We start from the raw sequence: 14,360 nt of genomic DNA, 5'->3' as shown, positions 1-14,360 counted from the left end.
TGAAATTGTCCGTCGAAAAACCCGGACCAATTCGGTTCGTTTTAACTTCATGACTGGAGAAAGATCATGAAGTTCCTGTTCTGTCTGCTTATGGGCGCCATGACAGCCCGAATATGGTTCCGCGTTCTGGCCAATACATCGTTACGCTCCGCCCTGATTGGAAACAGAAGCGTCTGATCGGGAAAATCTTTCCGCTGGATCAGAAAATTTCCGATGCTTCCGGACGGGATGCGTCAAGCCAGCCCTGAAGCATATAAGCTGCGGCCATCTTGTCCACGACCTCTGCACGACGACCGCGCGTCATGTCGGCATCCTTGATCAGAAAACGGTTAACGGCACTGGACGACAGGCGTTCGTCCCACAGGCCCGCGGGAATCCCGAGCTTTTCCGACAGGGCCTGTGTCCAGTCCGATGCGGCGCGTGCCGCCGGACCAAAAGATCCATCCAACGATAACGGTAATCCGACGACCAGGGCTCCTACGTCCTGTTCGCGGACGATTTTGGCCAGTTCCTGCGCATTTTCGCCCAGTTTCCGGCGTTTGAGACCGATCAGGGGAGAAGCAAGCATGAGCGAGACATCCGTCAGGGAGACGCCGATGGTCTTCGATCCGGGGTCGAGACCGAGGACACGCTGACCGGACTGAAGAAGATTACGGAGATCATGTGGATTGAACAGGGGCATAGCACGGCGTTATGATCCCCCTGACGGCTGAAAAGCCACCATAAAATTTCCTCTTGTTCAGGAATATTCATGTCGCTCGACGCGAAAACGGTTACGCGCATCGCCAGACTGGCGAGGATTGGTCTCCAGCCCGGAGAGGTTGAAACCCTCGGGAAGGACATGGGCTCCATCATCGACTGGGTGGAGCAGCTTAAGGAAGTGGACGTCACGGGCGTCGACCCCATGATCGGCACGGGTCTTGCAACGCCTCGCCTGCGTGAAGACCGCGTTACGGATGGCAACTGCCGTGACAAGGTTCTTTCCAACGCACCCGAGCGGAAAGGCCCGTTCTATACGGTTCCGAAGGTGGTCGAATAATGTCCGGCATTCATGATTTTACGCTGGCTTCGGCCCGGGACGCGCTCAAGGCCCGCAAAATTTCCGCGGTCGAGCTGACGAACGCCCATATTGATGCGATCGAGCGCCTGGACGGTCAGCTTAACAGCTTCATCACCCGCACACCGGATCAGGCCCGTGAGGCCGCCAAGGCTTCCGACGATGCTCTGGCCAAGGGTGAAGGCGGCAGCCTTTGCGGTATTCCGCTGGGCATCAAGGATCTGTTCTGCACGAATGGTGTCCGCACCACGGCTGCCAGCAAGATTCTTGGTAATTTCGTACCGCCTTACGAAAGCACGGTAACGGCCAACCTGCTCAAGGATGGCGCTGTTTTCCTTGGCAAGTTGAACCTTGACGAATTCGCCATGGGATCTGCGAACCTGACCTCTGCCTTCGGTCCGGTCGAAAATCCCTGGAAGCGCAGGGATTCTGACGCAAAGCTGGTTCCGGGTGGCTCTTCGGGTGGTTCTGCGGCTGCTGTAGCGGCCGGGCTCGTTCTGGGGGCAACGGGTACGGATACGGGTGGTTCCATCCGTCAGCCGGCGGCGTTCACGGGTATCGCCGGGATCAAGCCGACTTATGGTCGCTGCTCGCGCTTTGGAACGATCGCCTTCGCAAGCTCGCTGGATCAGGCCGGTCCGATGGCGCGCAATCTTCAGGACTGCGCCATTCTGCTTGAATCGATGGCCGGGTTCGATCCGCGTGATTCAACAAGCGTCGATACTCCCGTTCCGCATTACGAAGCCGCTCTCAAGCGTGGTGTGAAGGGTCTGCGCGTTGGTATTCCCAAGGAATATCACGTCGAAGGCATGCCGGCTGAGATCGAGGCGCTCTGGCAGCAGGGCATGAACTGGCTGCGTGATGCTGGTGCGCAGATCGTCGAGGTTTCCCTGCCCCATACGAAATACGGCCTGCCGACATATTATATTGCGGCTCTGGCTGAGGCGTCGTCCAACCTGGCCCGTTATGACGGTGTCCGGTTTGGTGAGCGTGTCAGCGCACCGACGCTGGATGGCTTGTATGAAGCCAGCCGTGCCGCCGGTTTTGGTGATGAGGTCAAGCGTCGTATCCTGATCGGAACGCATGTGCTGTCGTCGGGTTATTATGACGCTTATTACCTGCGCGCGCAGAAGGTCCGCACGCTGATCCAGCAGGACTTCCTCAAGGCTTTCGAGAATGTCGACGTGCTTCTGACGCCGACCGCTCCGTCAGGCGCTTTTGCACAGGACGAAAAGCCAAGCGATCCGGTGCAGATGTATCTCAATGACGTCTTTACGGTTCCGGCCAGCATGGCGGGTGTCCCTGCCCTCTCCGTTCCGGCCGGTCTGGACGCGCGTGGCGTGCCGCTTGGATTGCAGCTTATCGGTAAGTTCTTCGATGAAGAGACGCTGATTGCGGCTGGTCATACCATCGAGCAGGCCGCGGCATTCCATCACAGACCCACCATTCATGCAGGAGTGTCGGCATGAGCTATCGTATCACCGGCAGCACCGGCGAATGGGAAATCGTTGTCGGTCTTGAAGTTCATGCCCAGGTCGTCAGCGAGGCCAAGCTCTTTTCGGGCGCGTCTGCGGAATATGGTGGCGAACCGAACACGCATGTCAGTCTCGTCGATGCCGGTTTTCCGGGTATGCTGCCCGTTCTGAACCGGGAATGTGTGGCGCAGGCTGTCCGCACAGGTCTGGGACTTGAAGCCGAGATCAACCTCTTCAGCCGGTTTGACCGCAAGAACTACTTCTATGCTGATCTGCCCACCGGATATCAGATCAGTCAGTTCGCCCATCCGATCATCGGCAAGGGCAAGGTCCTGGTTGATCTGGCGGATGGCAGCACGCGCGAAATCGGCGTGACGCGTCTGCATCTGGAGCAGGATGCGGGCAAGTCAATCCATGATCAGGATCCGACACGTTCTTTCATCGACTTGAACCGTGCTGGCGTCGCGCTGATGGAAATCGTCAGTGAGCCGGATATCCGTTCGCCTGAAGAAGCTGGTGCCTATCTGCGCAAGCTGCGTCAGATCCTGCGCTATATCGGCACCTGTGACGGAAACATGGAAGAAGGTTCCATGCGCGCCGACGTGAACGTGTCGGTCCGCAAGCCGGGTGAGACCGAGTATCGTACGCGCTGCGAGATCAAGAATGTCAATTCCATCCGTTTCGTGATGATGGCGATCGAGGTCGAGGCACAGCGTCAGATCGAGGTCTGGGAAGCTGGCGGCACCGTCGATCAGGAAACGCGCCTGTTTGACCATGTGCGTGGCGAAACCCGCTCCCTGCGGAGTAAGGAAGACGCGCATGACTATCGCTACTTCCCTGATCCCGACTTGTTGCCACTGGTGATCGAGCAGTCCTGGGTTGATGAGCTTAAAGCGGCTTTGCCGGAACTGCCGGAAGCCAAGCGTGCGCGTCTGGAGCAGGAATACGGTGTCAGCCGTTATGAATCTTCCGTGCTCTGCGTCGAGCAGGCGATCGCGGATTTCTACGAGGCTGTAGCGCGTGGTGCGGATGCCCGTCTGGCAGCCAACTGGATGCTGGGGGACTTCTTCGCAGCGCTGAACCGGACTGGGCGTTCGATCGAGGACAGCCCGGTTAGTGCGGAAGGTCTGCGGGAACTGCTGGGTCTGATTTCCGACTCAACGATTAACGGAAAGATTGCCAAGGAAGTTCTCGAAGACATGGTCGAGACAGGTGACTCTGCCTCTGCCATCGTCGAGCGCAAGGGCCTGCGCCAGGTGACTGACACCGGAGCAATCGAGAGCGCCATCCGCGAAATCCTGGCCGCAAACAATGACAAGGTCGAGGAATACAAGGGTGGAAAAGACAAGCTTTTCGGCTTCTTTGTCGGCCAGACGATGAAGGCCATGAAGGGCAAGGGCAACCCTGCCCTGGTTAATGAAACCCTGAAGAAACTTCTTTCAGAGTAAGGCTAAAAAAATGTTCTCGGGGGGTTTGACCACAGCGCGGTTACCCCCTAAGAACACTTCTGCATACGCCGTGCAAACTGCGTAAAGCGCGGAGGGGTGGCCGAGAGGCTGAAGGCGGCGGATTGCTAATCCGTTATACGATGCAAGTCGTATCGTGGGTTCGAATCCCATCCCCTCCGCCAGTGCACTCTAAAAATCCCAGTGAAATCAAATAGTTAGCCGTTACTGGTCTAGCCGTACCCCTCTTAAAACCCCCCTTAAAACATGCGCTTGCCTGACATGTTGTGCGACAGTGTGACGCCTATCTAGCGAGTGGTCTCTAGGGGGATGGCTTTGCCTACTGGCCTGTCACTGGATGCGGGGCGTCGCTCTCCTTGCTGACGTTGCCCTGATGCTTTGGGTCCTTCCTAGACCTTTCCGCTTGCGGACCCCCCGACACCCCGGCTTGCGTGTTGTGCGTGCCTAAAAATTAGGCACTTTTTGTTTTCTTCTCGGCTTTTTCGGAAAGTGGTCAAAAGTGCCGTTGCCGCTGTTGCCACCATTGCCGCTTCATAGAAAACGGCTCAAAACCGCCGCTTTATCCGCCTTCCAGCGGCGGCATTACCCGTTGCCGCCACCTCTGCCGGACAATGCCGGAAGAATATCAGGCGAGAATAGAAGGGCGTATGAGATAAAAGGGCATGCCGCTACTGTATCCCGGCACGCGGCGGAATGACTTCGTTTTTCCGCTCCGCGATAAAATGAGATGGCCTGCCTTGGCGAGAATATCAGCCGCCCGCCGGGCGTTAATCCCCCTGCACACCTCATTGACGAACGCCGTGGGAAGGATGCCGAAACATTCTACGCTGCCGCCACAGAGCCAACGGAAACCCGCCCGGTTCGCTACTGCAACGCGGCTGTCGGCGTTCATATCGACACCGCCGTCAGAGCCAATCGCCTGAAACCGGCTGTCACCGTGCGCCGCAATGAACGCCCGCACCTGCTCTATCGCGGCCTGTTCTTCGAACGCCTCACCGCCGCCGTTCTCGGCAAGCCATGCCTTGAAGCATACCGCCGCCGCGTTCATCGCTTCACCTTCGGGCCACGGCACCACATTAAAGCGTGCTGCGAGTTCTCCGGCACAGGCCACGAGTGCGAACCGGCCCGCGACACTTTGCGCCTGACTTCCGGTTTCTTTGGCATGCTCCGTCACGAACGCCTTGCGTCGGGCGTCGATCCATTGCCGTAACCCGGCTTCATCGCTCGCCCGTTCGTTGGTCAGTCTCGCAAGGAACGCCCGCGATGCCGTGCCGTGCTGCCGATGGACCGTCCGGCGAAGGTGGTTTGAGAGTGCTGCGCCATCGGAGAAGCCGTGCAGCGTCTCGAACAGTCCGTGCCCGCCTTCCGGCGCTGCAGGAATGTTCGCAAGCCGCGTCTTCTGTCCGGCCATCGTCTTCTTGCCAGCCTCATTCTGCTTGTCCTCAAGCGTACACTCGCCTGTGGAGAGGAACAGGGTCCGCCATGTGAACGCGCTTCGTGCTCCGCCGCGCTGGTTGGCCCGCTGCTTCCCGGCTTCATTGCTAAGGGAATAGACGATGTTGCCAACTTCAAAATCGCTGGCCTGTCCGATCTCGTCGAGGATCAGCGCGGTATCGGAGATTTCCGCCGCGATGCCCTCAAGCCCGTTAGCTGTCGCACGCCATGCACGAACCTGACCTGTCGGCCCCCATACGCTTCCCGCCGCATAGGCCGCCGTGCTTTTTCCGGAACGCGCGCCGCCTACCAGATGAAAGCCGCCGCTCTGTTCCGTAGCAATATCGAGCAATGGCCCGGCCAAGGCTGCCGAGATATAGAACGCAAGGCGGCTGTTCCCGATGGCATATCGCGCCACGTCGTCTTTCCACCCGTCCAGTGTGCCGGACACCGCAAACTTGTCGCCTGATGACGCCCGGCCCGCCTGCAGTGTCACGGCCCCGGAGCCGGGGCCGATCTTCGCGCCGTTTGCCAGAACGAACACGGGGCCGCGCTCTGTCGTGTGCCAGCCCGGCTGACGCACGCACGCAAGCCGTGCGTCTGTCTCGACGGTCGCAAGAAAGGTTTGCAGCAAGCGGGCCGCGTTCGGGAGGCAACGCAATCCCTGTTCAGCCAAAGTGCCGCTGATCTCGCGGGCGTCTCCGTGCATCTTGCTGTTAGGGATCGACCATTCGTGCGGCTTGCCGTCATAGTCCTTCCATCGCAGGAGAAGCCCCCAGTTGTTGCTTTCGGGATCGCGGGTCTGTGCCACAATCTCGAATGGTGCCGAAACACGCACAGGCGGCTTGTCGCTTTCGCCGGGCGGCATATAAAACAGACCGTCCGGCTTCATGACGTAGCCGCCGGGCATCTGCACGCGGGCAACGGTCGGTGCCGCATCCAGTAACGCCCGAAGATCGGCGTCGTCCGGCGTATCATCGGCAAGATCCCACGCTTTCGGAAATGTCCCAGGTACGCTGACGATGTGGAGGGATGCTACGCCCGCTTCGTGGAGTCGCTTCGTTGCTTGCTGTGCGGCTTTCTGTCCCGGTTCGTCATGGTCGGGCCAGATCACCACATCTCGACCAGCCAGCGGCGCATAGTCCGCCTTTCCCATGCTGACCGCGCTTCCTGCGGTGGTAGCGACGTAATCAGGAAACAGGCGTGTTGCGGCGTCTGCGGCTTTCTCGCCTTCGACCAGCAGAACAGGCGCGTCAGGTGAGGTAGCCAGTCTATCGAGATTATAGAGCGGTGGCAGCCCGGCGGGTGCCTTGGAGTGCCATTGCACTACACCGTCAAGCGTGCCGTAGGTCTTCTGCGTGTATGTCTTACCACCGCCGGGCTTCTCGCTGCGGTATTTGGCGTGGAAGGGCTGGCCTTCTGCCGTGCGGTAAACCCACATGGCGGTGGCATGTTCAGTCCGCGCCGGTTCCGTAGGAGCGGGAAGGATTTCCACTCCGCCCGATGGTTCGGACGGCATGGGGGCAAGCGTTACCTCTTCCCCTAATGGGGCAAATGCTTTATTAAGTTCGTTCATCAGGTATCGGAAATTCCGAGCATGACGGCCATCTGTTGGGCCGCCTCATGCTGTTTGAGATTAAAAAGATACGCCGCCAGCGATACGGGGTCACCGCCCCGGTCGCCGGTTGCGAAATCAGACCAACGGCCTGTCCTTAAATTCACCTTGAATGACCCGCGCTTGCTGTCGGCTCGTGTGGGGTTCAGTGCCACCCACTCGTGGCCTTCCCTGACGCCATCAGGGAGCCAGCGGGAGAGAATGGACAGTAGGACGCTTCGGGCCGTGTCGTTTATGCGCTGGAAAAGTGAGGGAGCCATCGCTTAGCCAAAGGCCGCCATAAAGATTTTCCATTGCTTCCCGATATCGGCTGCAAACTGATCGGCTGTTTCCCTGTCATAAAGCTGCCGGATGCGGTCGATTTCAGAAAATACACGGGCCATATAGTCCCGGAATGTTTTCTGCTCTTCGCTCCATCCTGCGTGACTTGCTAGCGTCCTCTCTGTTTCCCATCTGCTCCGGTGGAGAAAGATCAGTTCGTCAACGGCGCTTTCGGCATCTTTGACGCACCACGGGGGCCTGTTGTCGGTACGTTTCGCCATCACACGGTCTCCTGTGCGTTCAGATATTCGGCTGTAAGATTCGGCATGAGTGCAGCCAGCTTGTCGGCGGTTTCCCGACCGAAGATCGCGGCGATGTTGTGGAAGGCATCCAGTGCGACGGACAGTTCCGGAAACAGGTGCCGTTCCTGTCGGTGGTTCCAGTCGGTGGCGTGCTCGATAAAGGAGAGGTCTGCGGCGTGCTGATCGAGCGTCGTGCGGCTCGTGCGTTGCCGGACATATCGACGCATGGCTGTGAGGTCGCGTTTGGACAGAAGCATCAGGCCGCACCCATCACAGGAAGGCTGGCAAAATACTGTTCCACGCTTGCCACACAGATGCGGGTCAGTCTGCCGCATTTGACGGCTTTGAAGCGCCCGGCGTGAAGGGCGCGGTAAATCGTGCTCCGGCTCATGCCGAAGTCTTCTCCGATCTTTTTGATGGAAGCGTAGCGGTTATGGTTGTTCAAGATAGAATACTCTTATGGTCTGATTGAAGACGCGGTGATCGCGCCACGGTTTTTTGGCAGGCAGCCTGTGACTTCTCCACTGGATTTCGGGATAGTTTAGTCACGGCCCATATCGGTTCTGGAAGTTCCGCGTCCGATATGGGCAACCGTGCGTCGGTCTGGCCTTCGGTTCCACTTCATCTGTGGAATAATTCATGGGCCGGGCGTTTTTTCTAATGCGGGCTTTCGCCGGGCGGGAAATTTCATGCTGGCTTCGTATTGGGTGGGTAAGGAACGGTCCTGACCGCTACGGGCCATTTATCTAGGGGGCAAAAAATCTACGCTCCACAGCCACATGAGCATTTGTGGGGGGGGGCCGGCGTTTTTGGGGCGTTGTTCTGCTAGGCACCATTGCCGCTATTGCCGCGGGCAATGGTGAGAGGCTCATTTTCTGATATAAAAAATGGCTGTTTTCAGCTATTTCTGCCAAGTGGCAACGGTGGCAGAGGTGGCAACAGCAAAAAAACACCAATTCCGAAAATTGACGCTGCTGGCCTCAAAAGTCGCTTAGCCATCCTATGTCTACGTCAGTGTCCATGCCGCATCGCCCGCGCTCGTCACGCCAAGCGCGTTTTAGCCTGATGGAAATTTCTTCCACGCAGTGAGAGGCATAAGCGGCGACCGCCCGGCGATCTTCTGGGGTCTCTGCTACGCGTTCAAGCGCAAATGTGATCGCGCCAAGGTCACGCAATGCTGCTTCAATCACGCAGTCCAAGTCTTCGCCAAGCATCGGCACTTCGACCTCACGGACAGGAAGAAGCCGACGAAGTGAGTTTGTGATAAAGTCGAGGTTAGCCATTGCCGAAATCCTTCTTCGGTTTGTGGTTAGGCCGGGTGCGGAGGATTGCGGCCTCTGCGCTCGGTCGCCTGTCATTGCGTGACAAGGTTGTCTCAATGTGACAATCTTTAGTCGCAAGTCAATAACTTTGTCACAGGGTAACACTTTGAACGCTGCACAGTGCCGGATGGCAAGGGCTGCATTACAGATCGGTGTGAGAGAACTTGCGAACTTGGCGGAAGTCTCACCCACAACCATCACGCGCCTTGAGCGGGGGGACGCGCTCTATGGCCGCACCGTGGAAGCAATCCGCACCGCCCTAGAAGCTGCTGGCGTTGAGTTTGTGCCGGAGAATGGTGGTGGGGCTGGTGTTAGGTTGAAAAAGGACACAGAGGAAACGGGCGGCTAACTGCCTCACATGCCACAGTAACCCGCCCAATCCTCCATCATCTCCCGCCGCTTTTCGAACAGATCGCCCCGTCGATAAGCGGCTTCTACCTTGTCCCCAATAGCGTGGGCTAAAGCCATTTCGGCAACCTCACGCGGGTAGTGTGTTTCCTCTGCGGCCCAATCCCTGAATGTCGAGCGCAGGCCGTGGACTGTGACACCTTTTGTTTCTGCCGCATGATGCAAGGCTTTGGATAGCGCCACGTCCGAGAGTGGCTTGCCTGCCTTCTGACCGGGGAACACCAGATCACCATTTTCCGGGTCTCGTAGGGTTGCGACGGCTTCCAAGATCGCCATTGCGCTATCGGTAAGAGGGACACGGTGTTCCCTTCCCGCCTTCATACGCCCGGCGGGAATGGTCCAGACCTTAGATTGCAAGTCGATTTCATTCCATGTTGCGGCCCTCACTTCGCCGGAGCGTGTTGCCGTGAGACAGACAAAACGGACTGCCTTGGCTGCGAGTCCATCGGATGCCGCAAGAGAAGCCATTACCTTGCCGATATCCTTGCGTTCAACAGCCGCATGATGCTCAACCTTCGCCACTTTGCTCGGCGGTGGGAGAATAGCATCCAGATGCCCGCGCCATCGGGCGGCGTTTTCGCCCTCGCACCAGCCATGAGCCTTGGCGTACCCTAAGATACGTTCAACGCGGGATCGAAGCCGTGAGGCTGTTTCTGTCTTGCTATCCCATATCGGACGTAGGGCATTCAGCACGTCCTCTGTGGATACCCTGCTCACGGGCCTGCCACCGAAAACCGGGAATACATGCTGTTCAAGAGAACGCCGCCATATCGGTTCGGCCTTCTTGTCTTTCCAACCTGATGCCTGTTCCGTGATGAAGCGCCGGGCGACCTGTTCGAACGTCAGGGATAACGACTGTTCCAGCTTGCGGGCCTTGTCGATCTCCTGTTTGCGGTCGAGAGGATCTATCTTCTCTGCAAGGCGCGTTGCCTCGCTGTCGCAAGAGGCACATCATAGGCAGACCCTAGACCCATCTCTCTACGCTTGCCGGTTACGGGGCTTGTGAACCGGAATATCCAGCCGCGTGATGTCGGGGTTGCAATCAACCACAGGCCCCCACCATCGCAGAGGTCGCCAGACTTCCATGTCTCGACCTTGCGTGCCGTCAATTGATTAGGGGCCAGTCTGCTCATAGTGTCCTCGTACCCGCCTTAAAACCCCTCTTAAAACATAGGTTCAAGCGGGTCAATCTGACACATTCAGGGATGGTCCCTATAATAATTCCATATTATACAATGATTTACGGGTTTTCAGGATGCAGTCTGAACCCAAGGTTAGGCGGACATCCCCTCCGCCAGCGCAATCTCAAGAAAATATGAAATTCGGGTTCTCGGCCAGATTCCGTATATCCATTGAATGGGTTGAGCTTATCAGCCTTTTTTCATGGTCGGAGACCGTGTAGTGGCTTGGATCTATGTCAGAAAATCTTATGCCAGTTTATCTGGCGGGCGATCTGGTGTTCCGTCCGGAAGCTCTCGCTCTTTTCGCAAAACTGAAGTCGATCTGTGCAGAGTATGACCTGGATGGCGTTGCGCCCTTTGATGGTCAGGCTGAAGCCCGTCTTCTGCCGCCTGGTCGCGAAACCATTCTTGCGTTTGTCCGTGCGGATCGTGATCTGATGGATCGTTGTGCTGCGGGCCTGTTCTGTATTGATCCGTTCCGCCGTTCCCCGGATATGGATCCGGGAACAGCGGTGGAAATCGGCTATATGATGGGTCTGGGCAAGCCGATGGAAGCCTATACCGTGGACGGCCGTCTTTATTCCGAAAAAGTCGAGGCGTACTGGCGCGATGTCCTAAAACAGGATTTGCGCAAGCGGGAGGAAAGTGATGCGCCTTCCTCAGGCAGCATGGAAGATCCTGACGGCATGCTGGTCCATTCCGAAGGTCTGCTTCAGAATGGAATGGTGGAAGGCTTTATTGGCATGGCTGGCGGCCAGGTTTCCATCCACGGGGATTTCTTTCAGGCCTTCCGGAAAGCGGCTGAGCGCCTTTCCTTGCGATTGTACGCAAGGACTTAAGCGGCTTTATCAGTTTTTCGCGTAGATGCCCTGACGGCAGCGTGGAGCCAGACCGCAAATATTGCAGACGACGGTCATGGAAGGATCGTCGTTAAATGAACAGCTGGATGGACGTTCCAAAGCATATCCTAAGGACGGGGGCTCTGTCTGGAAGGCCGTTACGACCCGCGTTATCCAGATCTGAAGCTGTTGGGGCAATTCCTCCTGGTGGTGTGTCCACCATAGTATGTCATCCGTCGTACGCCCAATCTGCTGTGCAAGCTGGTCTGGGGACCATTGGATCACTTGCAGAAAATCAGTCAACGTCACACCAGGCACGTTAAAGCCTTCCGAAAGTGTAAAACAGAAATAGAGTCGTAAAAGACTTCTGTTTTTTCGTCAATAAATCATTAAACCTCTTTATAGGGCAAAAGGCGGTGTTTTTTATTGGCTAACAAGGCAACATTTTGTTTTGTTATTTACCTAAAGGTAACATGTATCTCAAAATAACGATAGTTAGTGCGCGAAGTCTGTCCCGCTTCGGAGCGAAACGGGAATGGTTTATTCCTTAGTCGAAACGAGGGATGCGTCTGCCTTCTGTTTGAGAAAGCGCTGTAACCCGATTTGTCCGATTTTTTCGAGAAGCGGCGTCATGATGCGCAACAGCCACGGCATGACCAGACAGGCATGGGCGAAAATACCGTCTATCCTGGGCAGAAAGATTTCACGTCCCGCTCCTTCGCTGGTCTGGACAATCATTCGGGCTACATATCTGGCCGACAGAGGCTGATTGACGAAATTCAGGACAGATCCCCCGTCCCGCGTTTCCTGCTCAAGCATTCGGGTATCAACAGCTGCGAGAAAGATTGAGGAAACCCTCAGTGCGGCGGGGCTGAATTCAAGAGCCAGTGAACGCGCGAAGCCTCTGAGGCCGAATTTCGTTGCACAATATATGGAACTTCCCTGCAAGGGCATCACGCCGGCAATGGAATTGACGAACATGATATGCCCCTTTGGGGACAAGGCGGGGAGCAGTTGACTGGTCATGAGGATCGGCGATGTCAGGTTGATGGCCATCTGCTCTTCAAGACTCTGCTGAGTGATTTCCGTGGTTGCTTCAGGCTGTATATTCCCTGCACAATGAATCAAAAGCCCGATAGACCGATTTTTCTCCCGGACTGCAATACTGACAGACTGAAGAACCGAAAGTTCTGTCAAATCGCAGAAAATAGCTTCAAATCGTCCGTTTTTATTGGATATCTGTTCTTCTGCCTTGCGCGGTTGGCGTGTCAGCAGAAGAACATCCCATCCCTGCTCTAGCAGCAGTTCCGCGATTTCACGCCCAATTCCTCCCGTTCCACCTGTCATGACGGCAAATGACGGTACTGTTACCCTTTTTCTGAAGGAAAAGGGATTCATGTAATATGCGGACAGGTCAGAGTTACAGACGTCAGGAAATGCATGGTCAACTTTCTGAAAAAGACGGTGGCATCTTCATAACGCGATAACCGTGCGCATCCTATGGTTTTCTGGTGTCATAATGACAGGCTCAGGGATAAGCCCAGATGGGGAGAGCCTATGGCTTCTGCATGTCGGCATCGATAAATTCGAATATAATAATTTGATATCGTTACATTTCTTTGTCTTTGATTGGGGGATATCCTGCCGGGTCCCTCTCACTCACTGCGAACCAGACCATCTGGCAGCACATTTGTCGCGTCACTTTCCTGAGCGGTGAAGGGTTCTGGTCTGTGGTCAGCATAACAAGCTTAAACGAACATGCTTGCCAGCGCGAATACGGTAGATCTCGGTAGTCGCAGACGCTATCGTTGCCGGAACCGAAGTTACGAGGCATAGATGATGCAGGATGCTGGTGATATTATGGGCTTCCATCACGTCGCCATAATCGCGTCAGATTACCATCGTTCCCGCGCCTTTTATGTCGATATACTGGGGTTTGTGGTCATTTCCGAAAATTTTCGGGCTGAGCGCAATTCATGGAAATGTGATCTTCAGGTCGGTGACGCACAGATCGAACTCTTTTCCTTTCCGCTGGCCCCACCCAGAGTTTCACGTCCAGAAGCCTGCGGACTGCGACATCTTGCATTTCGTGTTCTGAATATTGCCAGGGTTGTGGAACGTCTGGAAAGGCACGGGATCGTCTCGGAGCCAATTCGTACAGACCCCTATACGGGACGTTTGTTCACGTTTTTCGCTGATCCGGATGACCTTCCGCTTGAACTCTACGAGATATAATCTTTCAGCCTCACATTCTGGTTTCGGAGGGTACGGTAAGATAAAACCGGTCTGATCCAGATCGTGATCAGTTCTCTGCCAGGTGAGGCGTCATTTTTTCCTGTTCGGGGAACGAGTGCGATCTAATGCCCCTGCGATCGTCGAAGTAGAGGCTCCAGTAGTTATTTTCACCATGCTCGGAAGTGGTCCTGGCGTGTGGCTCCGGATCGCGACAAGTGGCGGCAGGGCGGCCTTCGTGTTACGTCCGTCAACTGGAATCCGTCCCCGCTGGTTCTGGCGAATGCAGGTATTTTCGCCGGGTCAGTCTCGTCAGCTCGGATCAGATGACTCGGGCTGCACTTCGTACCTTGGAATGGCGCCCGGCCGTCTAGGAGGACGGCTATCCGAGCGGTAACTGTTCATCGAACGAGCGACGCCAGTCCATCAATCTTGTCGGCGAGAGCTGCGGCCATGTGCTTGATCTCATCCGGTGCGCCTGATTTTTCGGTCGCATCGTTCAGACGTTCCGCATCATTCTGCAATTCCAGCATCAGCTCCTGTATTTCCGAGTCGATACCATTTTCGTCATCGTCATGACTGCGTCTCATGCTGTGCTCTCCTTTGCTTGAAAAGAATGGAACTTCGAAAACAGGATGTCCAGTATTCTGGTCCTGGCCTGACCTGCACTCAAGATTTCCGAAAACAGGACGGACCTTTCAGGAGCTTCTCTGGACGTGTCGGATGAAATCAATTTGCATGCCGAAGAAAGACGCCTTCAACCCATGT

At 56.2% G+C, this 14,360-nt stretch carries 15 protein-coding genes, 1 tRNA gene and 1 pseudogene; 7 read left to right on the top strand and 10 right to left on the bottom strand.

What is annotated here, in order from left to right; all coding sequences use genetic code 11:
* Positions 1–199 precede the first annotated feature (199 nt).
* Entirely contained in the window at positions 200–682 is a 483-nt protein-coding gene (gene ruvX / locus GFJ39_RS08960) for a Holliday junction resolvase RuvX (protein ID WP_153431008.1), read from the bottom strand.
* 69 nt (positions 683–751) lie between these two features.
* Between ruvX and gatC the strand changes: the two genes are divergently transcribed.
* From gatC to GFJ39_RS08940, 4 genes are all read left to right on the top strand, one after another.
* Positions 752–1,039 (top strand): Asp-tRNA(Asn)/Glu-tRNA(Gln) amidotransferase subunit GatC, encoded by a 288-nt coding sequence (gatC, locus tag GFJ39_RS08955; protein ID WP_153431007.1) that lies wholly within the window; start codon positions 752–754, stop codon positions 1,037–1,039.
* Positions 1,039–2,526, top strand: a complete 1,488-nt coding sequence (gene gatA, locus GFJ39_RS08950; RefSeq protein ID WP_153431006.1) for an Asp-tRNA(Asn)/Glu-tRNA(Gln) amidotransferase subunit GatA — start codon at positions 1,039–1,041, stop codon at positions 2,524–2,526. The genes gatC and gatA overlap by 1 nt, the downstream gene beginning before the upstream one ends.
* Positions 2,523–3,980 carry an Asp-tRNA(Asn)/Glu-tRNA(Gln) amidotransferase subunit GatB gene (gatB, locus tag GFJ39_RS08945; protein ID WP_153431005.1) on the top strand — a complete coding sequence of 486 codons (1,458 nt, stop codon included), beginning with the start codon at positions 2,523–2,525 and terminating at the stop codon, positions 3,978–3,980. The genes gatA and gatB overlap by 4 nt, the downstream gene beginning before the upstream one ends.
* Positions 3,981–4,070: 90 nt before the next feature.
* Positions 4,071–4,162: transfer RNA gene (locus tag GFJ39_RS08940), tRNA-Ser, on the top strand.
* Positions 4,163–4,623: 461 nt separating this feature from the next.
* Here GFJ39_RS08940 and GFJ39_RS08935 read toward each other — a convergent pair.
* The 6 genes from GFJ39_RS08935 to GFJ39_RS08910 all read right to left on the bottom strand — a co-directional run bounded on the left by GFJ39_RS08935 (position 4,624) and on the right by GFJ39_RS08910 (position 8,893).
* Entirely contained in the window at positions 4,624–7,008 is a 2,385-nt protein-coding gene (locus tag GFJ39_RS08935) for a DUF927 domain-containing protein (RefSeq protein ID WP_153431004.1), read from the bottom strand.
* The gene (locus GFJ39_RS08930) at positions 7,008–7,307 is read right to left on the bottom strand and encodes a hypothetical protein (protein ID WP_153431003.1); all 300 of its coding nucleotides are present in this window, start codon (positions 7,305–7,307) and stop codon (positions 7,008–7,010) included. Before GFJ39_RS08930 ends, GFJ39_RS08935 begins: the two co-directional genes overlap by 1 nt.
* A 3-nt stretch (positions 7,308–7,310) precedes the next feature.
* A complete protein-coding gene (locus GFJ39_RS08925; RefSeq protein ID WP_153431002.1) occupies positions 7,311–7,589 on the bottom strand; it encodes a hypothetical protein in 279 nt (92 codons plus the stop codon).
* The gene (locus tag GFJ39_RS08920) at positions 7,589–7,867 is read right to left on the bottom strand and encodes a hypothetical protein (protein ID WP_153431001.1); all 279 of its coding nucleotides are present in this window, start codon (positions 7,865–7,867) and stop codon (positions 7,589–7,591) included. The genes GFJ39_RS08925 and GFJ39_RS08920 overlap by 1 nt, the downstream gene beginning before the upstream one ends.
* Complete coding sequence (locus tag GFJ39_RS08915) at positions 7,867–8,055, bottom strand: helix-turn-helix transcriptional regulator (protein ID WP_153431000.1); 189 nt, start codon at positions 8,053–8,055, stop codon at positions 7,867–7,869. The genes GFJ39_RS08920 and GFJ39_RS08915 overlap by 1 nt, the downstream gene beginning before the upstream one ends.
* 535 nt (positions 8,056–8,590) lie before the next feature.
* The gene (locus GFJ39_RS08910) at positions 8,591–8,893 is read right to left on the bottom strand and encodes a hypothetical protein (protein WP_153430999.1); all 303 of its coding nucleotides are present in this window, start codon (positions 8,891–8,893) and stop codon (positions 8,591–8,593) included.
* Positions 8,894–9,059: 166 nt separating this feature from the next.
* Between GFJ39_RS08910 and GFJ39_RS14250 the strand changes: the two genes are divergently transcribed.
* On the top strand, positions 9,060–9,281 hold the full coding sequence (locus tag GFJ39_RS14250) for a helix-turn-helix domain-containing protein (protein ID WP_153431043.1): 222 nt from the start codon (positions 9,060–9,062) through the stop codon (positions 9,279–9,281).
* A gap of 5 nt (positions 9,282–9,286) precedes the next feature.
* Here GFJ39_RS14250 and GFJ39_RS08900 read toward each other — a convergent pair.
* Positions 9,287–10,473 (bottom strand): annotated as a pseudogene (locus tag GFJ39_RS08900) (tyrosine-type recombinase/integrase).
* A gap of 296 nt (positions 10,474–10,769) precedes the next feature.
* Between GFJ39_RS08900 and GFJ39_RS08895 the strand changes: the two are divergent.
* A complete protein-coding gene (locus GFJ39_RS08895; protein ID WP_228391874.1) occupies positions 10,770–11,360 on the top strand; it encodes a nucleoside 2-deoxyribosyltransferase in 591 nt (196 codons plus the stop codon).
* A 540-nt stretch (positions 11,361–11,900) separates the two neighbouring features.
* Here GFJ39_RS08895 and GFJ39_RS08890 read toward each other — a convergent pair.
* Entirely contained in the window at positions 11,901–12,758 is an 858-nt protein-coding gene (locus GFJ39_RS08890; RefSeq protein WP_153430997.1) for an SDR family NAD(P)-dependent oxidoreductase, read from the bottom strand.
* A gap of 438 nt (positions 12,759–13,196) precedes the next feature.
* Here GFJ39_RS08890 and gloA2 point away from each other — a divergent pair, with 438 nt between their 5' ends.
* Complete coding sequence (gene gloA2 / locus GFJ39_RS08885) at positions 13,197–13,595, top strand: SMU1112c/YaeR family gloxylase I-like metalloprotein (RefSeq protein ID WP_153430996.1); 399 nt, start codon at positions 13,197–13,199, stop codon at positions 13,593–13,595.
* Between the two features lie 398 nt (positions 13,596–13,993).
* On the opposite strand, the gene GFJ39_RS08880 is transcribed toward gloA2, so the two are convergent.
* Complete coding sequence (locus tag GFJ39_RS08880; RefSeq protein ID WP_153430995.1) at positions 13,994–14,182, bottom strand: hypothetical protein; 189 nt, start codon at positions 14,180–14,182, stop codon at positions 13,994–13,996.
* Positions 14,183–14,360 lie beyond the last annotated feature (178 nt).

The sequence above is a fragment of the Gluconobacter aidae genome, assembly GCF_009547075.1.
Taxonomy (GTDB): domain Bacteria; phylum Pseudomonadota; class Alphaproteobacteria; order Acetobacterales; family Acetobacteraceae; genus Gluconobacter; species Gluconobacter aidae.
This window is presented reverse-complemented; position numbering and strand designations above follow the sequence as displayed.